19 protein-coding genes are annotated in these 24,366 nt (G+C 51.8%); 13 read left to right on the forward strand and 6 right to left on the reverse strand.

The window, feature by feature from the left end; genetic code table 11:
* Positions 1–44: 44 nt before the first annotated feature.
* Together BLQ88_RS01075 and BLQ88_RS01080 are read left to right on the forward strand one after the other, a co-directional pair.
* Complete coding sequence (locus BLQ88_RS01075; RefSeq protein ID WP_090145855.1) at positions 45–833, forward strand: sialate O-acetylesterase; 789 nt, start codon at positions 45–47, stop codon at positions 831–833.
* Positions 834–954: 121 nt separating this feature from the next.
* Positions 955–1,833, forward strand: a complete 879-nt coding sequence (locus tag BLQ88_RS01080; protein ID WP_090145857.1) for a sugar phosphate isomerase/epimerase family protein — start codon at positions 955–957, stop codon at positions 1,831–1,833.
* A 220-nt stretch (positions 1,834–2,053) separates the two neighbouring features.
* Here BLQ88_RS01080 and BLQ88_RS01085 read toward each other — a convergent pair whose 3' ends face one another.
* Positions 2,054–2,503 (reverse strand): cupin domain-containing protein, encoded by a 450-nt coding sequence (locus BLQ88_RS01085; protein ID WP_090145859.1) that lies wholly within the window; start codon positions 2,501–2,503, stop codon positions 2,054–2,056.
* 569 nt (positions 2,504–3,072) lie between these two features.
* Between BLQ88_RS01085 and BLQ88_RS01090 the strand changes: the two genes are divergently transcribed.
* The 3 genes from BLQ88_RS01090 (at position 3,073) to BLQ88_RS01100 (ending at position 7,709) form a co-directional block, all read left to right on the forward strand.
* Positions 3,073–5,448, forward strand: a complete 2,376-nt coding sequence (locus tag BLQ88_RS01090; protein WP_090145861.1) for a TonB-dependent receptor — start codon at positions 3,073–3,075, stop codon at positions 5,446–5,448.
* Between the two features lie 36 nt (positions 5,449–5,484).
* Entirely contained in the window at positions 5,485–6,717 is a 1,233-nt protein-coding gene (locus tag BLQ88_RS01095) for a DUF4374 domain-containing protein (RefSeq protein ID WP_090145862.1), read from the forward strand.
* 110 nt (positions 6,718–6,827) lie between these two features.
* Positions 6,828–7,709, forward strand: coding sequence for a helix-turn-helix domain-containing protein (locus BLQ88_RS01100; protein ID WP_090145864.1), 882 nt, complete (start codon positions 6,828–6,830; stop codon positions 7,707–7,709).
* Positions 7,710–7,826: 117 nt separating this feature from the next.
* Here BLQ88_RS01100 and BLQ88_RS37495 read toward each other — a convergent pair whose 3' ends face one another.
* Together BLQ88_RS37495 and BLQ88_RS01110 are read right to left on the reverse strand one after the other, a co-directional pair.
* On the reverse strand, positions 7,827–8,021 hold the full coding sequence (locus BLQ88_RS37495; protein WP_374754746.1) for a hypothetical protein: 195 nt from the start codon (positions 8,019–8,021) through the stop codon (positions 7,827–7,829).
* Positions 7,942–8,394, reverse strand: coding sequence for a Fic/DOC family N-terminal domain-containing protein (locus BLQ88_RS01110; RefSeq protein WP_090145869.1), 453 nt, complete (start codon positions 8,392–8,394; stop codon positions 7,942–7,944). Before BLQ88_RS01110 ends, BLQ88_RS37495 begins: the two co-directional genes overlap by 80 nt.
* Positions 8,395–8,529: 135 nt before the next feature.
* Between BLQ88_RS01110 and BLQ88_RS01115 the strand changes: the two genes are divergently transcribed.
* Together BLQ88_RS01115 and BLQ88_RS01120 are read left to right on the forward strand one after the other, a co-directional pair.
* Positions 8,530–9,090, forward strand: coding sequence for a hypothetical protein (locus tag BLQ88_RS01115; RefSeq protein WP_143016770.1), 561 nt, complete (start codon positions 8,530–8,532; stop codon positions 9,088–9,090).
* 110 nt (positions 9,091–9,200) lie between these two features.
* The gene (locus tag BLQ88_RS01120) at positions 9,201–11,462 is read left to right on the forward strand and encodes a CRTAC1 family protein (protein WP_090145873.1); all 2,262 of its coding nucleotides are present in this window, start codon (positions 9,201–9,203) and stop codon (positions 11,460–11,462) included.
* Positions 11,463–11,524: 62 nt separating this feature from the next.
* On the opposite strand, the gene BLQ88_RS01125 is transcribed toward BLQ88_RS01120, so the two are convergent.
* Positions 11,525–12,046: a DinB family protein gene (locus tag BLQ88_RS01125; protein WP_090145875.1), complete on the reverse strand. Its 522-nt coding sequence runs from the start codon at positions 12,044–12,046 to the stop codon at positions 11,525–11,527.
* 189 nt (positions 12,047–12,235) lie between these two features.
* Between BLQ88_RS01125 and BLQ88_RS01130 the strand changes: the two genes are divergently transcribed.
* The 4 genes from BLQ88_RS01130 to BLQ88_RS01145 all read left to right on the forward strand — a co-directional run bounded on the left by BLQ88_RS01130 (position 12,236) and on the right by BLQ88_RS01145 (position 19,487).
* Positions 12,236–12,817: an RNA polymerase sigma factor gene (locus BLQ88_RS01130; RefSeq protein WP_090145876.1), complete on the forward strand. Its 582-nt coding sequence runs from the start codon at positions 12,236–12,238 to the stop codon at positions 12,815–12,817.
* Positions 12,818–12,919: 102 nt separating this feature from the next.
* Positions 12,920–13,906 (forward strand): FecR family protein, encoded by a 987-nt coding sequence (locus BLQ88_RS01135; protein WP_090145878.1) that lies wholly within the window; start codon positions 12,920–12,922, stop codon positions 13,904–13,906.
* A 292-nt stretch (positions 13,907–14,198) separates the two neighbouring features.
* Positions 14,199–17,681: a TonB-dependent receptor gene (locus tag BLQ88_RS01140; protein ID WP_229212517.1), complete on the forward strand. Its 3,483-nt coding sequence runs from the start codon at positions 14,199–14,201 to the stop codon at positions 17,679–17,681.
* Positions 17,682–17,702: 21 nt separating this feature from the next.
* Entirely contained in the window at positions 17,703–19,487 is a 1,785-nt protein-coding gene (locus BLQ88_RS01145; protein ID WP_090145882.1) for a RagB/SusD family nutrient uptake outer membrane protein, read from the forward strand.
* A 251-nt stretch (positions 19,488–19,738) separates the two neighbouring features.
* Here the strand turns inward: BLQ88_RS01145 and rsgA are convergent, their stop codons facing one another.
* The gene (gene rsgA / locus BLQ88_RS01150; protein ID WP_090145884.1) at positions 19,739–20,803 is read right to left on the reverse strand and encodes a ribosome small subunit-dependent GTPase A; all 1,065 of its coding nucleotides are present in this window, start codon (positions 20,801–20,803) and stop codon (positions 19,739–19,741) included.
* Positions 20,804–21,218: 415 nt separating this feature from the next.
* Here rsgA and BLQ88_RS01155 point away from each other — a divergent pair, with 415 nt between their 5' ends.
* Together BLQ88_RS01155 and BLQ88_RS01160 are read left to right on the forward strand one after the other, a co-directional pair.
* Complete coding sequence (locus BLQ88_RS01155; RefSeq protein WP_090145886.1) at positions 21,219–22,097, forward strand: DUF4349 domain-containing protein; 879 nt, start codon at positions 21,219–21,221, stop codon at positions 22,095–22,097.
* A 60-nt stretch (positions 22,098–22,157) separates the two neighbouring features.
* On the forward strand, positions 22,158–22,997 hold the full coding sequence (locus tag BLQ88_RS01160; RefSeq protein WP_090145888.1) for a hypothetical protein: 840 nt from the start codon (positions 22,158–22,160) through the stop codon (positions 22,995–22,997).
* On the opposite strand, the gene BLQ88_RS01165 is transcribed toward BLQ88_RS01160, so the two are convergent.
* Positions 22,994–24,328 (reverse strand): hypothetical protein, encoded by a 1,335-nt coding sequence (locus BLQ88_RS01165; RefSeq protein ID WP_229212518.1) that lies wholly within the window; start codon positions 24,326–24,328, stop codon positions 22,994–22,996. The two genes, BLQ88_RS01160 and BLQ88_RS01165, sit on opposite strands and share 4 nt — an antisense overlap.
* Positions 24,329–24,366: the final 38 nt, after the last annotated feature.

The following is a 24,366-nucleotide window of genomic DNA, read 5'->3' on the forward strand; positions in this document are numbered from 1 at the left end:
ATTTTGCTTTTGGTGGTATTCCAATAGTCGAATTAACGGATAATATGAAATTGATAAATTTAAAAAACTTGAAAGTGCTGGTGGGGCTGCTCTTAGGCGCGAGTACCGCCATCGCACAGACGGCGCCCGAACAAATGGACCTTTACCTATTGATAGGGCAGTCCAACATGGCCGGACGTGGCACGACGGATGCCGCCTCTCAGCCCGGTTCTCGCAAAATATGGGCCATTAACCGCCAGAATGAATGGAAAATCGCCGCTGATCCCCTGCATCAGGACAAACCGACCGTCGTGGGCGTGGGCCCGGGCCTTACTTTCGCGCAGGAAATCCTCAAAAAACACCCTGAGCGCCCGATCGGCCTCATTCCATGCGCGGTAGGCGGCAGCGGCATCGACGACTGGCTGCCCGGCGCTAAGCATGAACAAACCGGGATTTACGCCTACGACGAAATGTTAGCCCGCGTGAAAGAGGCACAAAAACGGGGAACGATCAAAGGCATTATCTGGCACCAGGGCGAGTCCGACAGTTCGCCGCAGAAAAAGGACGCTTACGCTGAGAAACTGGCCGATTTTTTCAAGCGCCTTCGCCGGGATACGCATACCGAGAACGTGCCGCTGGTAGTGGGAACGCTCGGTAATTTTTATCTGGCCAAAAACCCGGACGCAGCATTCATCAACGCTGTGATCACCGATTATGCCAAAAAGAACAAGCTGGTTTCCCTCGCATCAGCCGCCGGCCTGACCCACAAAGGCGACGACACGCATTTCGACACCGCCTCCGCAAGGGAACTAGGCAAAAGATACGCCGAAGCATTGCAACGCCAGGCCCCGTAACGCAAAGGTGCAGCGCACCGCAATACTTATAGGGTGAACAGCATCATTTTTCGTCATTATTATATCACGATATAAATTCAAAAACATAACCAGAACCTCACTAACCTCACCGCCATTTTTCATGAAAATTAAACATTTATCGCTTCGCGGGGCATTCCATGCGGCACTCTTCGCGGCTGTGGCTTGCGGATCTCCGGCTTTGGCCCAGAAAGGTAAACCGCTTTTTCCCGATCAGCCGGGAATGGTTTCCTACACGTTCAGAAACAGCCTTTCTAAAAATACAGCGGCCACATTGGATACAATCAAGGCGCTGAAAATTACCGACATGGAGTTCTCCAGTCTGTTTGGCAAGACGGCGGCCGAGCTGCGCAAGCTGCTCGATGAACGCGGGATCAAATGCTCCTCGTTCGGGGTAGGGTATGACGATGCGCTGAACAAGACCCAGGAAGTGGGTAATAATGCCAAAGCATTGGGCGCGAACTTCGTACGCGTGGCCTGGGTGCCTCACAAAGGCCCTTTTACGTTGGAAATGGCTGAAAAAACAGTCGCAGATTTCAACAAGATCGGCAAGCAGCTGAAAGACGAGTTCGGCCTCACATTTTGCTACCATAACCACGGCTACGAGTTCGAAAAGCACGGCGATGGCACGCTCATGGATTATATTATCCAAAAAACCGATCCGAAATACGTCAGCTTCGAGCTCGATATGCTCTGGACCTTCTTCCCCGGCCAGGACCCGGCCGCATTGATCAGCAAATACCCCGACCGTTTCAAACTCATGCATATGAAAGATTTGAAAAAAGGCATAACGGGCAATATGTCGGGCGGAACGCCGGTGGAGAACGACGTGGCATTAGGTACCGGGCAAATCGACATTCCCGCCGTGCTGAAAGCCGCCAGAAAAGCAGGCCTCAAACATTACTACATCGAGGACGAAAGCCCAAGCTACGCGACGCAGGTACCGCAATCGATCGCTTATTTGAAGAGTTTGAAATATTAATACTGGCCGCAATAGGTTGCGTAGCTGCGTCAGTTCCGGAGTAACCTACTGTTTCTAGCAATGGTCATCTAAAACGTTTGGCTCCGGAGGAGCACCCTGGGCAAGTCCCGGGATGCTCCTCCGGAGCCAAACGTTTTACGTACTGGACAATGCAATAAATAGGTGGCCTCTCCGAGGCGTTTTCCAGACGCAGCGCTTGGCCAGACTTTTTACTCCGAAACTATTTCTTGGCTGCCTTTGCAGGGTATTCGGGCGTGTAGGCGTTGCGGCCGTCTTTTATTAAAAATAGCAACAGCACGCGGGAAGGCTTGTCGGTGAGCTGGTTAGCCGCCAGCGAATGCAGCACATTTCTTTTCTCGAAAAACATCTGGCCCGCTTTGTAAACAACCGGCGCCGCATGGTCGAGCCCGATTTGCACTTCTCCTTCCAGGATATACCCGAAAAGATCGCAGTCGTGGCGGTGGCTAACCGTATCCTTCGCACCGGGTGCGATGGTCATCACCGACGATTCGAGTTTGTAACCTTTAAGTTCCGCATCGGTAAGCCACTCATTGCGAACGGTTTGAAACTGAAACGGGTCGGCAGTCGCATTGGGTTTGGAATGTTCATGCTGCGCAAAAGCCGGAAATGCGGCAAATGCCAGCATTGAAAGAAGCATGGTGGTTCGCATTGGTAATTGGGTTAGGTGAGTGAGCCAATATAAATAGGGCTCCGGCGAGCGCGGTAGTCCAATCGAAAGATAGTTGCTAGTCCGTTTCGTGGTTCCGAGAGACCCCTGTTTCTAGCAAATGTGTGACCGTCCATGGTCATCACCCAATATCGGTACCACACAATCCATCGGCGGTCCGCGGTCGGCCGTCGGCGGTCAAATCCGCACTCCCGCGCTCCCGCAATCTCCCTACGAAATCCCCCAATGTGCAAATTGTCCAGCTAAACCGGCAAATTGTATAAGCGTAACTGTCGCCGGGCGGCTACTTTTGTGGCGTTATTTAGAATAAGTCTACTTACTAATAAAATAACTCAATAAGTTGTTCGAAAAGTACAGTGCGGTTTGCTCTTCCTTACGCTACTATCATTTTGAAATGTTGCAATAACCCTCAAAAAACTGAAAGCATGAATTAACCACTATCTGAAATCCCCCCGAAGACATCAATTCAAAGTAAAAAACCGGATGGCTGGTACCCACCCGGTTTGCTGCGCCGAAGCGCATTACTTATAAACGCTGAAACATTTAAAGCAATGCAAATTAGTAAAATTCTGCATACAGGGCTCCTTTGTGCCTTGTCGTTCGTCGCCTTTGCCCAGCAGGCGGATGTTACCCTCACCGGGCAGGTCAGGTCGGAGGAGGGCGAGACGCTCCCCGGCGCTTCCGTGAGCCTCAAAGGCACCTCGCACGGTACCTTCACCAATGCCGATGGAAAGTATACCCTCAAAGACGTCCGTCCCGGTTCGTACAAGCTGCTGGTGACGTTTATGGGCTACCAGGCGCAATCCAAAGATATTACCCTTAAAGCCGGCGATCATTTCAAACACAATGCCAAACTGGTTTCCGAGACCCGCGAACTGGAATCCGTATCGGTGATTGGCCGTACGGAGACGAAGGAAATCAACCGCCAGGCGTACAATGTGACGGCCATCGATGCCAAAAAGCTTCAAAACTCCACGCTGGACCTTTCCCATGCACTCGACCGCGTGTCGGGGGTGCGTGTACGGGAGAGCGGGGGCGTGGGTTCGAACATGAACTTCTCGCTGAACGGCTTCACCGGCCGCCAGGTGAAGTTTTTCCTCGACGGCGTACCGATGGATAATTTCGGTTCCTCATTTCAATTGAACAATATCCCTATCAACCTCGCCGAGCGCGTGGAGGTTTATAAGGGCGTGGTGCCGATCTGGCTCGGCTCGGATGCATTGGGCGGCGCGGTGAATATCGTGACGAACACCCGCCAGAACAGCTACCTCGATGCTTCCTATTCTTACGGTTCGTTCAATACGCACCGCACGGCGATCAATGCAGGTTATACGGCAAAGAATGGCTTTACAGCCCAGCTGAATGCATTTCAGAACTATTCGGACAACAATTACTGGATCACGGTAGACGTGGCCGATGTGAATACGGGAGAGTATTTCCGGAACCAGCGCCTGCGCCGTTTCCACGACACCTATCATAATGAGACGGTGATCGCGAATGTGGGTGTTGTGGGCAAGAAGTTCGCCGACCGGCTTTTGCTGGGCATTACATTGGGTAAAAACAAAGCCGAAATCCAGACCGGCGCGCGGATGGTGAGCGTTTTCGGGCAGTGGCACCGCAAGGGTAATATTGTGATGCCGAGTTTGAAGTATCAGAAGAAAGACCTGTTTGTTAAAGGGTTGAATGTCAATATTTCTGCGAATTACAACCTCGGTCAGGAGCAGAATGTAGACACGGTATACCGCCGCTACAACTGGTTTCAGCAGTTCAAACAATACGAAGGAAAGGGTAGCGAACGGGAGCGCTCGCTGTACAAATTCCGGAACAACAACGGCCTGGCTACGGCAAATGTGACCTACCAGATCGACCCGCGGCATTCGGTTACGATCAATAATGTGCTGAATACATTCAACCGCAAAGGGCGCGACGAGCTTTTCCCGGAATCGGCCAAGTACGAGCAGCCGCGCGTGAATACCAAGAATGTACTGGGATTGGGTTACAAATTCGATTATAGCGAGCGTTGGAACACCTCTCTTTTCCTGAAACATTTCTCGCAAAACAACAAGTTTTCAGTCTCTTACAACCCGACGGGCAACTGGGGCGACGAAGCTTTTATGACCCAGCGAAACAAGTTTGAAAAGCTGGGTTACGGCATCGCTTCCACTTATTTTCTTTTCAAGAATTTCCAGCTAAAAGGTTCATTTGAAAAGAGTTATCGCCTGCCTGAAACCGACGAGCTCTTCGGTGATTTGCTCAACCTCGAAGGCAATATCGAACTCGATCCGGAGACGAGCTACAACTATAACCTCGGTTTCAGCTACAATGGCGCGATCAACCGCGTGCACCGGTTCAGCGTGGATGCCAATGTGCTCTACCGCGACGCGCAGGGCTTTATCCGTCCGCGCCTGAACGCCAACCAGACCAAGCAGGTAATGGATAACCTGGCCGATGTGACCAACTTCGGTGTCGACGGCGAAGTGCGCTACTCCTTCCGCCAGCTTTTCACGGCCGGGGCCAACATTACTTATCAAAACCTGCGGAACAACACACGTTTCGAGGAAGGCTATACCACTGAAAGCCCGCTGTACCGGGATCGCATTCCCAATATGCCATTCCTATTCGGCAATGCGGATGCGGCGGTTTTCTTCAAAGACCTCGGCAAAAAAGGCAACACGCTCACGCTTGGCTACAACCTGCTCTACGTGCATGCCTATTACCTCTACTGGCCTAGTCTCGGGAGCGACAAGCTCGACATTCCGGAGCAGCTGAGCCACGACGTGAATGTGGTGTACGCGATGGCCGACGGTAAATACAATGTCTCATTAGAATGCAAAAACCTGCTCGATGCGAAGCTGTTCGATAATTTCAGCTTGCAGAAGCCAAGTCGTGGTTTCTATGTCAAATTGCGCTATTTCATCAGTAAATAATCTCTAACAATTCAATAATCCAATCAAAAACAAAAAATGAAAAAGTCATATTTGAAATGGTTTTTCGTAGCGGGTATGGGCATCGCTTTGGGCGCGTGCAGTGACGATGATAAAACTGAACCGACGCCCGAACCAGGCAATGGCACCCAGTCGCGCTACGTAGTAGCTTCTGCGCCGATCGGCTCGCAGGGCGTCGCCGATTACCTCCTCACTACCGGCGACCTTTCGCAGGGAACCATCAGTACCATCGGGCAGGGGATCGAGCAGGACGGCTCTTACCGTTACTACCTGACGCACAAGGGCAAGTTTTTCAGCTTGTTGTATGGCCAGGGCAACCCGGGCGCTGTTACCACTTATGCATTGGATGAAAAAGGTGCTCTGGTAAAAACATCTGATTTTCAAAGCGAAACCGTGCAGGTTTTTGCACCGGCGGGTGACGATATTCTCACTATCAAGGTTCCAAGAAGCGGTAACGAAAGCGCTTCGTGGTTCCGCATTAATGCCGATCAGTCCAAAATCGTAGGCGAAGGACAGGTTAACATCGTAAACCTCGCAGGTAACGGCGAGCGTGCGCACTTCACGTGGGCTACGCAGGTGGGCGACAAGGTTTTCGCTCCTTACATGAGCATCAAAGGCGCCGCTCCCGACGTGTTCGGAACGGCATTCCCGGATAGCAGCTGGATCGCCGTGTTCAATTACCCGGCTATGACGCTGGATAAGGTGATCAAAGACAACCGCACGAGCTTTATCGGTTCGTATTTCAACAACGGTTTGTCGGTGGATGAAAACGGCGATGTTTATGGATTCTCGCCTGCATCGGCTACCAACAGCGGCGCGGCTACTACTACCAAGCCTTCGGCGTTTGTGCGTATCAAGAAAGGTACTACGGAGTTTGACAAAAGCTACTTCTTCAATGTGCAGGAAAAATCGGGCGGCTATAAAATCGCTAACCAGACCTACCTGGGCAGCGGCAAGTTCCTGCTTTATATGTACGGTGACATGGGTAAGGCATCCGGAAACAAGAAATTGGCCATTGCCGATGCTTACAATCAGACATTTGCATGGGTAACCGGTGCGCCGGAAGCTTTCGCGTCGTCATCGGCTTCCTATAACAACAATACTGTCAGCGATGACAAAAAGAGCGTCTTCGTAGGTATCAATACCGAAGCCGGAAGCTGGGTTTACACAGTGGATATCGCCACTGCGGTCGCCAAGCAAGGTCTCAAAGTCGAAGGCGGAGCTATCACAGCCATTGTTAAGGTCAAATAGTTTGGGTTTTAGAAGTACTACAAACCCCGCCGGAGCGATGCCCGGCGGGGATTTGTGTTGAAAAGACGATATTTGCGGCAGCGAATGCGGAGCAAGCAGCAGGAAGTGATATGGATTATACAGGTAGCAGGGCAACAGAGGAGCAGCATCATGAGCAACAGCGCAGTGAATTCCCGCTGCACGACATGGGTGACGCCTTTTTTGAAATGGCGACCATCGAAGGCGGCGACGAACACTTTTTCAACGGTGTCCACCGCCACGATTTTTATGAAGTGCTCTGGTTCACCGATATAAAACCGCAGCAGGCCCATTACATCGATTTCAACAAATACCCCATCGAACCCAACCAGGTTTTCCTCCTGCTGCCCGACCAGGTCCACAGCATGGACCGCGGTGACAAATGTGGTTTCCTGATGGCCTTTTCCAAAGATTTCTTCGAACGGCTCATCGGCAACGACATTTTCAAACTCTTCAAATACTCCACCAATTTCTCCGTCACGATACCCGATTGTCGCCAACCTGTCCTGAACACGCTGCTGGACCTTATCCGCAACGAATACGACGACACAAAGCGCCCGGCCATCCTCGAATCCTACCTGCGCAGCTGGTTCCTGCATTGCATCGACCTCCAAAAGGAAGCCGGCGAGACGGTCCCCCGCGATCCGCGCCTCCAAACGCTGCTCGAATCCATCGAAACCAACTACCGCAGGCAACGCAAAGCCGATTTCTACGCCAACGAGCTCTCTCTGAGTGCCAAACGCCTCAACGAGCTCACCCGCAGCTCCTTCGGCAAAACCATCAGCCAGATGATCAACGAGCGCCTCGTATTAGAAGCGAAGCGTGAAATCGGTTACGTACGAAAGCCTATCAAGGAAATAAGTTATGAACTAGGCTTCTCCGAGCCCGCCTATTTTACCCGTTTTTTCGGGAAACAGACCGGGTACGCACCGGAGGATTTCCGGAAGCGCATTGCGGCGATTTATGAAGGGTGATATGTATAGAAAATGCTGCTTTTCTATACATGTTTTTTGGATATGTATAGAAAATGGCACTTTTCTATACATGTTTTTGAGATATGTATAGAAAGCATGACTTTTCTATACATGTTGTCAAGTCTGGGGAAAGCTGTTAACGTTACCCAGGTGGTCGTACAAATCCAGGTTAATGTAGTAGTTATCTCTCCCGAATTTCTGCTTGTGTAATATCCCGATTCGGGCCAGCTGATCAAGATAACGTGTTGCGGTAATCCTGGATACCTCCAAATCGGCCACTACAAGTGCCGGGCATCCGCCGGAATCCCGCATTATTGGCTTCGATCGTTGCCTGAATCTGTAAAATATGGTTATTAGACACAAAACCTGCTTCCTTCACAATCTCAAACCCGCTTCGTAGCGCGCTCGCATAGGTGTGTACCTCCTTAGCCGCCAGATTCTTGAACTTTCCGGCAAAGGTGTCAAACTGGTACAGCTCGTCCTGCGTAGTTACAATGTTTTCGATCGCCGAACTGTCCTTCGCCTCCTGCAATGATGGCGTATTAATCAGGATTGTCTCATTCGGAATCCCGGCCACTGATCCTTTAAGTTCCGCCAGCGCGCTGCGGGCAGCGGCAACTTTCTTTAAAACTGCCCTGGTTTCAAGGTCGATGCTTAGAGGAAGTGGCGAAATTTTGTAGGACATACTTTGATTTGAGTTGCAGCTTGATTGCCCGAAAGCTTGGCTACAAATATAGTTGCGGCAATAGCACCTTCACTCATAAAATGAATGGAAATATTTCCAGAACATCTATCACTAAATAGCTGAAAAAGGGTACATTTGGAGAAAAACATTCGGTTGAGAAAGCTTTTTTCCATACTCATGTGCGGATTGCTGCTCTACAATGTCATGGGTTTTCCACTCGTGTATTGGGTAGAAGAGTATCTGGCTTGGGGAGAAAGCGGCTATACACCGTCGGAATCGCTCGTGCCCGAGGAGACGCTGGTGCTCAAAATCCCGATTATGATCCCTTATCAGACGGACTGGCAGGTGGCCGAACCGGCGGAAGGACGTTTGCGAAGAGGCGATGATTTCTACCAGATCGTGGAGCAGCAGTTGGTGAACGACACGCTGCACGTCAAATGCAAGCTCGACCTTACCGCCCGCGACCGTTATCTCGATCTCGTCGCGCATGTGGACAAGCATGTGAAGGGCGGCATGACCGACGGCAAGAGCAAAACCCCGCAACTGCTCAAAAATTTCCTGAAAGATTACCTGACGTTCAACCGTAAGCACTGGTTTTTTGTGGTCGACTGGATCACTTCCCAAAGCGGGTTTGAATGCATTCTGCCTACATTTTCTTCGTTTTTCCTGCTCGTAGCCTCACCACCTCCGAGGTGATTTTTGAAATAATCCTTTACACCCTTCGTCCCACCTTTGTCTTTGCAAACAGGGGCGGTGTTGCGTGTATATGCTGTTTATTCCAAAAATCAGAATTGTAATTACGTACGATGCAAAAACTTATACTTTTTGCCATTGCGCTCACAGGCGCTTTGGCTATAAGCCTGTGCACGAAACCCAGCTCCGAGGATAAAATGCTCGAAATGTTGCAGGAATCGAAGGCGAGGGCTTACAATTACCAGAACAATTTCTGCCCGGAGGCGCAATTGACCTACCTCGATTCGCTCCTGAAATCCATTCCGGAAGCAGAGGTTGCGCAACGGTTCCGCGCCAGCCATTTCAAGGCGAATGTGCTGCTGCAACTCGGGCGGCCCGACGAGGCGATCGGCATTCTGACCGCCCTGGAACGTAATCCGGGCCCTTTTGCCGTGATACCGGGTGTGGTCCGCAAAGTGACGGACGACCGGGCCGTGGCTTTCCTGCGGTTCGGGGAGCAGATCAACTGCATTAACAACCATTCCGTGGACGCCTGTATTTTGCCCATCAAAAACGGCGGTATCCATACCAACACGAAAGGTTCGAAAGGGGCGGTCGATATCTACAAAAGGCTGCTGGGCGATGCGCCGGAAGATTATGAATCGTTATGGCTGCTCAACATTGCGTATATGACGCTGGGTCAGTACCCGGCGCGGGTGCCCAAGCGAATGCTCATCCCTGCGATGGACCTGCCCGACGCCATTGCAGTGAAGCCGTTCCAGGACATCGCGCCGGACCTGAAACTCGACGTCCGGAACATGGCCGGGGGCGTTGTTACCGAGGATTTCGATAATGACGGTTTTCTGGACCTGGCCATGTCGGGTTGGGATTTGAGCGAGCCTATGCATTATTTCAAAAACAATGGCGACGGCACGTTCGCGGATAAATCGGTGCAATCGGGGTTGAGCAAGTTTACGGGCGGGCTGCACATGACGCAAACCGACTACAACAACGACGGCTACAAGGATATCTTTGTGCTGCGCGGGGCGTGGCTCAACGGCTCATTCGGCGAACAGCCCAATTCATTGCTGCGAAACAACGGAGACGGCACATTCACTGATGTAACGATCGACGCAGGCCTGCTTTCGAAACATCCCACACAAACCGCCACGTGGAACGATTTCAACAACGACGGCTGGCTGGATGTGTTCATCGGAAATGAAACGACGATCGGCGCCAATTACCACCCCTGCGAGCTTTACCTGAACAACAAAAACGGGACATTTACCGAAGTAGCGAAGGAAACCAACACCGCCATTGCGGCATTTGTGAAGGGGGTGAACTCCGCCGACTACGACAACGACGGCTGGAATGACTTGTTCGTTTCGACGCTGAGCGGTCGCCGTTTCCTGCTTCGCAACAAAGGCATGGGATCCGGTCCGAACGGGAAAGGGATCAGTTTCGAGGATGTAACCACGAAGGCAACGCTGGATAAAGACCAGAACCGCAGCTTCGCGACGTGGTTCTGGGACTACGACAACGACGGCTGGATGGATATCCTTTGCGGCGACTACACCATGGACTATGCCCTGAGCTACTACGCGGCCGCCGAACGACTGGGCAAGTCGCCCGAATTTCACGGGCAGCCGGTGCTGTACCATAACAACCACGACGGTACTTTCACGAATGTTACCCGCCAAATGGGCCTGGACAAAACAGGCTTCGCGATGGGCGGCAACTTTGGCGACATCGATAACGACGGCTACCTTGATATTTTTATTGGGACCGGAAATCCGAGTTATAAGTCGCTGGTTCCCAATAAAATGTTTCTCAATATCGACGGCAAGGGCTTTGCGGATGTGACCACTTCCGCCCAGGTCGGCAGCTTGCAGAAGGGCCACAGCGTGGCATTTGCCGACATGGACAACGACGGCGACCAGGATATTTATATTGAAATGGGCGGCGCTTACATTGGCGATGCTTACCAGAATTCGTTTTTCCTCAATCCCGGCCAGAGCGATAATAACTGGATCTCCCTCGACCTCGAAGGCGTCGCATCCAACAAGGCCGCTATCGGCTCGCGCGTGAAGGTGACATTTACCGAGAACGGCAGGACGAGAAGTGTGTACCGCGACGTCAATTCGGGCGGGAGCTTTGGCTCAGCGCCGTTCAAACGGGAAATCGGGCTGGGTAAGGCCACGAAAATCGACGAGATCGAGATACGTTGGAACGGGAGCGGAAAGGTGCAGAAGCTGCACAATATCGCTGCCAATCAGTTTATCCGGATTCGCGAAGGGGCAAACCCTGAAAAATTGCTAGTCAAGAAACTGGAATTCAAATCGCACGGCAAACATGAAATGCCGGTATGTGTACCGGTAGCGAAGGCCTCCATTTAAAGTTCGAATGTAAAACCTGGCGGAATGTCTATTAAAAAGGCTGTTGCCGCCAGGTTTATGCACTATGCGATTTTTAGCCCAAAATTGAACCGTTCGCTGACAACCCTCCGGAGAATGCCGATCTGCCCGCAGTGGTACATCGTGTGCTTCACATTCCAGTCGATCGCCTCGAACTTGTTGGTCGCTACCGGATGCGGTGTTGGAGTGGGCTCCAAGGGATTTTCGAGCTCTTCCGGTGTCACTGCCGCGAGTATTTCCAATGATTTTTGCTGCATGGTTTTCAAATCGGCAAGTAGTTTTTCCGGGTTGAATTTACCAATGGATTGCTCGGCCCGCGCGACGGTGAAGTAATCGCTGTATTCTTTGATCGGCAATTGCCGCAGGATATCCATTTGGTGCCCCCGGATAACCATCACCGTGTGAAAGTAATGGCTAATGATCAAATGCCCGACCTGCCAGCTGATGCTCGACTCGACGGTATCCGGTATGATTTCCCACTTTTCGAACGGGATGTTTTCGATGAGTTTGTCAGTCCAGCGGTAAGCGTCGGCGGTTTGATGAATGAGCAGTTCAATGGTGTTCATGAGGAAGTTGGTTGACTAAGGTGTGGTATGGCTAAAAATAGGGAATAAAGAACAGGTGACAAAGTGGGCGAGACATAGTCATTTTTAGTAATGGATAATTATTATGATTAATATCATTAAATTGTAAACACCTTCCGCTTTTCCGGTTATTTCCCTGAGTTTTTTAACCCTTTTACCACTGCGCTGCCCGTGATCCATTCTTACAGCCACTATTCCGAACAGGCCCTGATGACGCTGGTTTGCGAGCAGGACGAAGAGCTGGCATTCAGGGAGTTGTATCGCAGGCATGTGCGCTTGCTCGTGCATACGGCCATTCGTAAAACGGGCGTGAAGGCGATCGCGGAGGACCTCGTACAGGAAACTTTCGTGAAATTCTGGCTCGCGCGCCATAAGTTTGACATACAGAAAAATATCCAGGCCTATCTCAATGGCATGCTTCGCCATTGCATTATCAACTACTACCACCAGGAACAGCGCAAACAGGTGCTGACGCTCGGAGAGGACGATTTTCTGCCCGATAATGTCACGGCCGAGAACCTGGATTTCAATACCCTCAATGAATTCTACGAGCAGTCGCTGCTCAAACTGCCGGAGAAATGCCGGGAGGTTTTCACGCTCAGCCGCAAGGGATATACCCTCAAAGAAATCGCCGGCCAGATGGAAATTTCGGAGAAAACGGTGGAGGCGCACATCAGTAAAGCACTGAAAATCCTGCGCGTAGAAATGAAAGACTACATCGCGCTGGCGGTGCTCGTGCTGCCCCTCATTTGACACATCCAATTTTTTAAAAAAAATTACCATTGGAGTAAGGGATGTTCCCGCTTTTCCCTGACTGTACTGTTAGTCGATTAATAAGTGTAAAAGCTACACCTAATGAAAAAGCCCCCGTTTCATCCCGAAACCCTTAGAAAATATCTGGCGAACGAATGCTCTGATGAGGAGCGGCGCCTGGTGAACGAATGGTACCAGCAAGTCGACGAGCCTGCCGATGAGCCGTTTACGGACGCCGATCAGGACCGGCTCTACAACCGCATTCGTACTTATCTCACCGAATTGCGCAAAAGCGACGAAGCTGCGCGGCCGGTATACAGCCTGTGGCATTACATGACGCGCATTGCGGCCGTTTTTGCGGTTGGCCTGGGTGTATTGTATTTTTTATACGAAAGACCGACCGGAATGGGGCAGCAAAATGACCGGCCGGACGGCGATTGTGTGAGTTATACAAACGAAAAGCAAAAAATTGTGCCGCATATGCTACCCGATAGCACCGTGATCTGGTTGCACCCCGGCGCCAGCATTTCTCGCACTCATCCATTTGTAAATCGTCATATTACATTTTCGGGCGAAGCGTTTTTCTACGTGAAGCCCGACTCGCTACGGCCGTTCGTGATCCATACCGGTGACGTTGAAACGAAAGTGCTCGGGACGAGCTTCAATGTCCGCGCCATTCCCGGCGAAGCCACGTTCAGAGTATCGGTGGCGACGGGCCGTGTGGAGGTGAGCGATGTGAAAAAGAACGAACGGGTAGTGCTGAAACCGGAACAGGAAGTGGTACTTGGACCCAAAAGCCTGCATTTGGAAGTTCAGAAAGTGCAGGAAAAGGCATCGGATAAAGAACTCTGGCAATCAGCATCGCTGGTTTTCAATGATACCCCGATGACGGAGGTAGCGGAGCGCATTATGCAGACATTCCACGTAAAAATCGGTTTCGCAGACGACGGCCTGGCCGATTGCCGCCTCAAAGTCGATTTTACCGACCAGCGCCTGCCTGAAATCCTCGAAATGATCGACACGCTGCTCGGAAGCACCTACCGCATCGATCGCGACAGCATTACCCTAAAAGGCCAGGGCTGCAAATAGATGCTTTACAATTCTTACGGTGCGCTGCACCGATTTAGCGGAGGTGCAGAGCACCACAAGAATTGTAGACGGAAAATTTTGATCAACAATTTATCATCCCCTGACAACCATCATGAAAACTTGACCACCCCCAACCAGCGATTTTAGCCCATAAAAAAATCAGGAGTGGTTGCGACACCCCTGATCGGAAACCGGCTAAAATATCCCGGAACGTGCGGTTCACAGGCTCGCCCGAAGGCAGGCTTGGCAGGATAACTATTGTCTGAATTTTAACACAGTCAACCGTAAAATTATGAAAAAACCTTTTCATCCATGGCATAGATTGCTACTCCATATCATGCGCCTGACTTTTTATCAGTTACTATTGATCAGCCTTTGCTCGGTGGTGGCTGTGGCGAGCCATTCGCCGGCCCAGGAGCTGCTGAACCGTGACGTGACGCTGGACCTGAAAAATGTCACGCTGAACGAAGCCCTTACCCGGCTCGAACAGGGTACGAAAGTGAAATTTGCGTACAGCAGCGGCTTGGTCAACCTTCAAAAGACCGTCAGCGTAGAAGCGCGGCAGGAGAAGCTTTTCGCGGTGCTCGACCGCCTGCTGATGCCGCTGGACATCAATTACCGCGTAAGGAATAACCAGATACTCCTGTCGCGGGCTCCGAAGAAAACGGGCGGAATTCCCGCGGCTACCACAACCGAAAATCTCGCGGAAGCTGCCGACCGGACGATCAAGGGAACCGTTACTTCGCCCGAAACCAACGAGCCATTGCCGGGAGTGAGCATTATCCTGAAAGGCACGCAGCGCGGTACTACTACCGACGTTTCCGGCAAGTTCCAGCTCGAAGTGCCGGACGAGAATGCGACCCTGATCTTCTCCTTCGTGGGTTACCTTTCGCAGGAAGTGATCGTGGGCAACCGCACCGACCTTGCCATTGCATTACAGCTCGATACCAAGGCATTGGATGAGATCGTGGTTGTGGGTTACGGTACGCAGAAGAAATCGACGTTGACAGGTTCCATCGCGGCTGTGAAAGGCAGCGAGATCGCGGAAAACCCGGTGCCGAACATTTCCAACTCCATTGCCGGTCGCGTGGCGGGTGTGAGCATGCGCCCGAATGGCGGCCAGCCCGGCTCCGATTCGCCCGAAATACATATCCGCGGCATTGGTACCACGGGCAATAACAAGCCGCTGGTAGTGGTGGACGGCGTGATCCGCGACAATATCAACCAGATCGATCCCAGCTCCATCGAAACCGTTACCGTGTTGAAAGACGCCGCGGCGGTTGCGCCGTACGGATTGGGTGGCGCGAACGGGGTATTGCTCATTACCACCAAAAAAGGCGCTACTGGCGCACCTACGTTATCGTTCGGTGCCTATTACGGTACGCAAACACCGACTTATTATCCCAAAATGCTGAGCGCGCAGGATTATATGCGACTTAAAAATGAGGCATATCTGAATGAAAACCCGACCGGGACACAACTCCCTTTCGCGACAGACCTCGTGGAAAACTACCAGAACCTGAACCGAGAGGACCCGGACAAGTATCCGATCAGCAACACGAAAGACCTGGTGAATATGAATGCGCCGATGCAGAATTACACCCTGCAACTCAGCGGCGGCTCCGAGCGGATCAAGTACCAGACCGGTTTTGGCTTTTTGAAACAAAACGGGATGTTCGACCCGGTGAAATACATGCGTTACAGCTATAATATGAACCTCACCGCCGAGGCGACCAAAACCACCACGGTTTCGCTCTCGCTGATCGGTTCGGTGGAGCGCATATCTTCGGTGGATACGGCTGTGTCGGCAGGGAATTTGTTTCGTAACGGCTTCAAATACATTCCGATACGCTCATTGTATTACAGCAATGGTTTATGGGGTGAATTTGCCGGAAACTCTCCGGTAGGTATTCTGAATGCGGGTTATACCAAAAACTCGAACAATACTTTGCTCACGACCATCGCCATCGAGCAGAAGCTGCCGTTCATCAAAGGCCTGAGCATTAAGGGGACATTCAGCTACGACCCGAGCCAGCGTACCAAGAAGGGCTACCATAAGCCATTTTATTACTACACCCAGGACCTTACCACGACGCCTTACACCTACAAACGCGAGATTTCAACCGCGGAAGGCGGTGCGGCGGCATTTTCCTGGCTCGCACAGCAGTTTATCAAAACCCAGACATTTACTTACCAGGGTTACCTCAATTACCACAACACCTTCGGCAAGCACGATTTCACCGGCTTGCTCGTGGTCGAGGCCCGAAACAACACCTATGAGCTGTTCTCCGCGCGCCGGAACAACTTCGCCGTGGACGTGGACGAGCTGAATATGGGTAGTTCCAACAAAAACGATTTCGATAACGGCGGTACTTCCTCTACCGGCAGCCAGATCGGCTACGTGTACCGCGTGGGCTACGCCTATGCGGGCAAGTACCTGCTCGAAGCGTCGGGCCGCTACGACGGGCATTATTACTTCGCGCCGGGCAAGCGCTGGGGGTATTTCCCGGCATTCTCGGCGGGTTGGGTGATTTCGGAGGAGAATTTTCTCAAAAATGGCTTCAACTGGATCGATAATCTGAAAGTACGCGGGTCGTGGGGGAAATCGGGGAACCTGGCGGGTACAGCATTCCAGTACCTCACAGGCTATAACCTGAACGGCAATGCGTACGCATTCGGGCCGGGTTCGATGGTGCAGGGCGCAGTGGTGCCCAACGAGGCAAACAAGAACATTACCTGGGAGATTTCTACCAAAACCGATATTGGTCTGGAAGCATCGCTGTGGCGTGGTTTGCTGACTATCGAAGCGGATTATTTCCACGAAAAACGCACCGGAATGCTGCTTCCGCCAGCCGTGAGCGTGCCGGTGGAATACGGGCTTGCATTAGCCGACGAGAACGGCGGTACCATGGAAAACAATGGGGTAGAGCTGAGCCTCGGTACCAACTACCGGTTCCAGAACGACCTCCGGCTGGGTATCAACGGCAATGTGAGTTATGCCAAAAACAAAATGATCAAGGTTTTCGAAACAGCCGCCACGCGCAACAATCCTAACCGCAGCCGCACGGGCCGGGCTTTGGGGACGCAGTTTGGCTACAAAACCGATGGCCTCTTCTCCACGGATGACGACAAGAACGACGACGGCCTCATCAATGCCGCCGACGGTTATAATGTAACCCCGTTCGGCGCTTTGCGCCCGGGCGACATTCGCTATGTGGATGTGAGCGGCCCGCAAGGTGTTCCCGACGGCAAGATCGATTCCAATGACGAAGTCGTGATCGGCAAGCCTGTCTATCCGCTGCTTACTTATGGTTTGAATGCCACCGCCGACTGGAAAGGTTTCGACCTGAACCTGTTCTTCCAGGGATCGTCACTTGCCAGCCTGGATATTCGTCAGTTCCAGACCATTCCGTTCAATAACAACAACAGTAATTCGAGCTACGAATATTACGACAACCGCTGGACGCCGCAGACGCAGGATGCCCGCTACCCGCGCGCTACCCAGGCGCCTTACGCGAACAACACCCAGCTGTCGGATTTCTGGATGACGAGTACCGCCCATTTGCGCCTCAAAAACACGATCATCGGCTACACGCTTCCCAAAAGCATCACGCGCGCCATCCGCATCCAGCATGTACGCGTGTATGCGTCGGGACAAAACCTGCTGACATTCAGTAAGCTGAAATTCATGGACCCGGAAGTGGGCTACACCGACCGCGAAACCGCCTATCCGAACCAGAAGGTGTATGTGTTTGGGCTTAATGTGACATTCTGATCTCGAAAAATCTTTGAAACAATGAAAAGAATTAGACATACCATATTATTTGCGATGCTCGGCGTGAGCCTCTTCACGACGTCCTGCAATGAGGATTTTCTCGAAAACGATATCAAAAGCCGCCTTACCGACGAAATGCAATGGTCGTCGGAAGGCAATGCGGACTTGTTCCTGAACGACATTTACGCCGTGCTTTCCAACAAATGGAACTCGCCCGATAACCTCGATAATTTCACCGACGACAACGACGCGGGCTTCTACTGGAAATCCTACTCGTGGCGGCAGGGCATCGTGGACCCCGCGGTGAACAACGGCACGCCGATGGACCACGCCAATGGTAATGCCACCGATTACGCGTCGTGGGCGGCCGGTTTCCTCAAAATCCGCAAATGCAACCTGTTTATCCAGAAAGTGACCGAAAACTCGGCCAACTTTTCGGAGGCGTACCGCAAAAAACGCATCGACGAGGTGCGTTTCATGCGCGCTTACTATTACAGCGAGCTATTCATGCATTTGGGCGGCCTGCCGATCATCACCGAAGTGCTGGACCGGAACACAATGGGAGAGGAGGAGCTTTACCAATTCCGCGCTACATTCGAGGAGACATTCAATTTCATTACCAAAGAGTTAGGTGAAATTGTGGCCAACAAAGCATTGCCTGTCAAATACGCCAATGGCGATGCGGATGCCGGCCGGGCAACGCTGGGAGCGGCGCTGGCGCTCAAAGGCTGGCTGGAATTGTACGCAGCGAGCCCGGCATTCAATGCGGCCACGCCGGCATCCGGCGCAGACCCGAATAAACTGGTCGGTTTCGGTAATTTCGATCCCAAACGCTGGGCTACGGCGGCGGCTACCAACAAGCAGTTTATGGACACTTACGGTGGTAATTATGCATTGTTCCCGGATATCAATGCATTCTGGTGGGAGAAAAACGAGTACAATTCGGAGGTGATCTGGGACCGCCAGGTAGTGTCGGTGATCATGGGTTCGAACTATGAGCAATACGGCGGGCCGGTCTGGATCGACGGCGTCTATTACACCTGGGGCAACTACTGCCCGACGCAAGAGCTCGTCGACCAGTTCGCGATGGCCAACGGCAAACCCATTTCCGATCCGACTTCCGGCTACGATCCGCAAAAACCCTACGTAAACCGCGAAAAGCGCTTTTACGACTTCATTGTGTACGACGGCGCACCCTACAAGCAGGACTGGATGGCCAAAACCGACACCATTTACACCCGCATCGACAAGGTCAGGCCTTCTAAAAACCAGATCGATTTCGGCACCGACGACGTGGGTAATACGGGTTATTATTTCAAAAAGAAGATCAATCCGTTGAAGCCACGCGGGGGTGCTGCTAGCGGGCAGAACTACGTGTATTACCGTTATGCGGAGGTATTGCTGAACTATGCGGAGGCTCAGAACGAGTCGGTTGGCCCGGATGCGTCAGTGTATGCAGCCCTGAATGCGATCCGGAAGCGCTCCAACCTCCCCGAGCTGCCGGCCGGTTTAACCAAAGAAACCATGCGCCAGGCCATCCGCCGCGAGCGCCGGGTGGAGTTGTGTTTCGAAGCCAAGCGCTTTTACGACATCGTCCGCTGGGTAATCGCGGAGGACGTGATGAACAAGGATTTCCACGGCATGAAAATCTCGAACACCTCGCCGAACGATAATAAAGGCAAATGGGTATACGAAGTTGTGGGACTGAACCATCCGCATGTTTTCACCAAGAAAATGTACATGAACCCGGTGCCGCAACCGGTTGTGGATCAGAACAAAAAGATCGTTCAGAACCCCGGTTATTAAACCATCAGTTCAACCCCGGCAGCGTACTTCTGCCGGGGTTTTTACTGTTTGCACGGTTTTTGCTGCTACCGTTCACTCGGTGATTTTACTAAAATGCATTAGAGAACAACGCTACAAGGCCTTTTAGTGGAGTCCGGTCTCCGGACATGATTTCATTGTAGTTTGAGCAAAGAGAGGGGCGGGATGTTCCTCTTTTTCTTTTTTTGTATCCTAAAAAAAAGAGCGCTCCGAATGAAGCGCCCTTGCAGTCCCTAATATTTGCGTTGTTTCCTGTGCTGGACCACCTGCTTGGCCATTTTCCCAAACTGCCGCTCCGCCCGCTTGCGTTCGACCGAATCGGTCTGGTAATGCGCCTGTTCACGGCTGATTTTGAGATAACTCTCATAAACCTCGCGCGGAAGCTCACCCTCGCGCACGGCCGCCACTACCGCGCAGCCCGGCTCGTGCCGGTGCGTGCAATCGTGAAACCGGCATTCGGCCGAAAGCGCTGCCAGCAACGGATGGTAGTTCAAGCCCTGGTTGTCGGCTTCCAGCGTCACGCCGAATTCCCGCATTCCCGGCGAGTCGATCAGCATCGCGCCCGACGGGAGCGTAACCAGGTTCCGCGAAACCGTCGTATGCTTTCCCTTATTATTGAAGCTGCTCACAGCACCCTCGTCCTGGAACCTGTAACCCAGTAATGCATTCACCAGCGTACTTTTCCCGACGCCCGAGGAGCCGATCAGCACGCAGGTCTGGCCGGGCAGCAGATGCCCGGCGGCCCATTCTTGCAGCCCTTCATTCCCGGTCGCGCTCAGTAGCAGCACGGGGCAGTCATAGCCTAATGCGGTCACTTCCTGCCGGTAACTTTCAGGGTCGGGAACCAGGTCCTGTTTATTCAGAAGTACCACCGGGCGGATGTTGCATTGCAGGATTTGCACAATGTAACGCTGCAAACGCATGGGGTTAAAGTCGCGGTCGAGGCCCTGCACGATGAATGCGGTATCGATATTGGTCGCTATCACCTGCTTTTCCGTGGTACGGCCGGGCAGTTTGCGGCTGAGTTCGTTAATCCGTGTTAATACGGAGATGATAATTCCCTCATTATCATAAGCTTTGAATGCAACCCAGTCGCCGACTTTGGGCAGGTCCCAATTCTCGGCACCATTCATCAATGCGCCCGAAAGCATCGCATCGACCGGGCCGCTGGCCGTAACGAGTTTGTGCCGGAAGCCTTCGATAGCGGTTACGCGTCCCGCGTCTAGTCCTTGTGCCTGGTAAGTATGGAAATGTTGTTCAAAATGGGTATTCCACCCGTATGAAGTTAAAGATGTCATGATTGTAAAGTCTGAGCTATGGGCAGCACATCACCTGTACGCGCGCATAGCGTGGAGAAAATTAGATCAAAGCAGGGGAATGTCGCGGGTCCCGAAGAGATAATGAATCAGAGGACCAGCGTCAGGCTGCAATGTCAGCAGATGGGCGATATGTAGTTTCAGACCTTGACATATTGGGTGCAAAGATAGGGAATATTTGCTATAAACACGAAGCCCCGTCGGGGCCGAGATGGCGAAGAATGGAGGATATCACGAAGAGGATCAGGCTCGTGATTATCACCTGACGTTCATCATTACGAGCCGGTTGCTCATCGGTTTGTTTGTAGTCGTTCTTCATCAGAAATATTTATAGAAAACCTTGTTGGATTTGTTTAAACACAAATATATATTTAAGAAAATTAAATATGCACTAGCTATGAAACGACTATTTTTAATCCCTATCATAATATTGGCGCTTGTCGCATGCAGCGGGCCGAAAGAAGAGGACAGTACGGTAGCATTTGCGGTAGAAACCGCACCGCTGCCACCCCATGAGAACGTTGCTAATGCGGAGGTCATGGCGCATCCATTAAGGGAGAAACCTGCACCGGAAGTAGCGGCAAGCGCAGCGGCCATCGAAAGAAAATTTATAAAAACAGGGCGTATTGCATTTGATACCGACGATGCCGACGCGACACGTAAGACGATCATGGCGGCTGTGAAGGCAGGTAACGCCTATATAAGTAGGGACGATGAGGAACGTAGCAGTAGCGCAGTCAGCTACACGATAGTTGTGCACGTACCTGCTGCCCGTTTCGAATCGTTTATCGCTTCGGCGACGAAAGGCGTTACGGATTTCCGGGAGAAATCTATCTCCAATGAAGATGTAACAGCGCGATATGTCGACACAGAGTCGCGGTTAAAAACCAAAAAGGAAATAGAAAACCGCTACCGCGCCTTGCTAGCAAAGGCTAATACTGTGACCGACATGCTGGAAATTGAAGAGAAGCTCGGAGAGATACGCACGGATATTGAAGCCACCGAAGTGCAATTCCGCCAGCTGAATGGCGATATTAAATATTCAACGCTGCATATTGTTTTCTACAAATCGATCGACTCATCCATTCCATTTCTGACGGATCTCGCCGACGCATTCAAGCAAGGCGTAGAAAACCTCCGCGCATTTACGGTGGTGCTCGTAGCGGTGTGGCCGTTTGTGTTGCTGGCGATCGGCGTGATCATGGTGCTTAACTGGTTAAGAAAGAGGAGGAAAACGCCGGTAAAAAAGGAGGCCGCCGGGCTGTCTTCCGAGTAACCGCATGCAACGTTTTGGGAGGCAAAACTGTCTCCCAAGGCGAATCTTGCTTCCTGACTTATGAAACGACTGCTACACACCGCACTGCTGCTTTGGTTCGCGCTTTTTGCCGGTTGCAAGATCCGCGACGAGCTGAACGTCATGGACCGGGATGGGTTATCCCTTTACTGGCATCACGCTGCCGATACCCAAAAAGGAAGGTATCTGTTTTTTAGTTTTCTCAATGCCGAACCTTCCACGGAAAAGTTCGACTATAAATTTGAATACAAAATTCAGGGGCGCGTCATCGACGTCAGGCTGACCGAAAAGATCAGCAAAGGAAAATGCCCGATATTTCCAGGATCTTACGGTGATGAGTGTTCTTCCTGGGGGAACATTTATATCCCGGAAAGCGAGCTGTCGCAGGGAACTTACCAGTTTCGGCTGCAAACCGGCAAGTCGATAGTCACATCGGAGCTCGTGGTGGGAGATATCCAATTTGAATTGAAGGTACCGGCGAACGGCCATTTCATAAACAGAGTTCCGGTTATCTACGCAATTCCTAAAAATATCGTTTTTGGGGCTGTTTCATACAATGGAGCAGCAAATGAGCTATTTGCCAGTGCATTGATCGACGATCTGACCAAGGCCGGGCTTAAACCTGCCATTGTTCCGCCGCACCCCTATGAATTTATGATGCGGGATAACCGGCCACACCTGTCGAAAGACTTTTGGGAGCCCGATAACTATTCGATTTTTTTGCTTTTCAGCTGGAATGGCGAACACAAAAGAGTGGCGGAGATCTGTAAAGAGCATTTTGAAAAATCGCAAAAGCGACTGGGGATCGCATTATGGAACAGCGATTTCATGGAGCAGATAACTGCGGAACAGAACGGTAATTTCACCACATTTCTTCGCTAAAAATTCCCCGCAAACACCTTACCCGTTTTCAAATCCTTCAACCGCACGGAGCGGATGGTACCGATGCCGGCGAACATGATATCCAGGCCGTAAATGTGCCTCAGCGCCTTGTTATAGGTGCTTTGGTAAACCTCCCTGCCGTTAATGAGCAGTGTGGCCCGGCGGTTCACGACTTTCATGCCGATCGTTCCACCGGTGGTAAGGTCTGCGCCGAGGAAGTCGGGGCCTTCCGAGCGGCCGTCTTTGCGCAGTTCCGAAAATTGCAGTTTACTCCAATGCACGCAGCCAGGTTTCATGATATCGACCATGTGATTGGACGAATCCCCGAAAACGGTCAGGCGTACCTGTGAGCAGCGCACACCCGGGCGTGGCGGCGAGGCTTTCACATCCACGAGCAATTCGAAATTATCGCCGTCGATGCCGGTGAGGTGGGTGTTGATAAAGTTTACAAAAAAGGTCCGGTTGGTATCGACGCCCGCGCGGGCTATCTCGTTGACGCTGATGCTGTTGTGGCCATTTGAAAATAGGTCCGGTGCTTCGATCGGGTACACGCGCGTCGTGTCGTACATCATGTTGGCCGTGGCGGTCCAGCCGTTGGTATGCAGGAAAACCGGCACGGTATCCAGCGCGATCCCCGCTTTTTTCAAAACGGCAAAATAGCGCCCGGGCACCTCGTAATAGTGTGAATAGACGCTGTCCCTGGCATTCAGCTGCATTTTGTCATTATCTCCAAAATCAATGGAATACTCATTGGAAAGCTCGGAAACCTGGCTGAAATTCCGCAGTACGAATACGGCCGAATGCGGATTGCCGCCCTCGGGATTTTTACAGAACAGGGTTACTGCCGGTTGTTTATTCTGCCAGAACACGAAGCCTCGCCATGCGGCTATGGCAATCAAAAGCAATGCAAAAACCGCAGACAGCAACTTGCGAAAAGGAAATTGACGCCTGCTTGACGGAAACGTCGCCACCTCGGTAGGTGTGACAATGATCGGTCGAATGGCCGGTTGCTCGGCGATGCTGACCTGCCGCTCGCTTGACTGCGAACCGATAAACTTGTCCCAATCCTTAAAGCCCACATATTGCGCCAAAGCGTCACGCGTCGCTTTCTGGGGATAATAGCGCGCATCCGTCTTTATTTTCCCGAAAATTCTTTTCAAAGTATTCGGGCTGATCTGTACCTGCGTCTTTTTATAAAGGATATGACTCAGCCTGACAAAATCCCCGTTGGGCCATTCCTGGCTGTCGGGCTTGCCGTAGGTGTCGGCCACGAGTTGACAACAGCGATCGAGGAGGTCTAGATTGCTCGCCTTGTCTTGTCCATTCTCCATAGTAATCATACAATAAACTTCTGTATGTCAGCTTTTTA

It is taken from the genome of Dyadobacter soli, from assembly GCF_900101885.1.
In the GTDB taxonomy this organism is placed as follows: Bacteria; Bacteroidota; Bacteroidia; order Cytophagales; family Spirosomataceae; genus Dyadobacter; species Dyadobacter soli.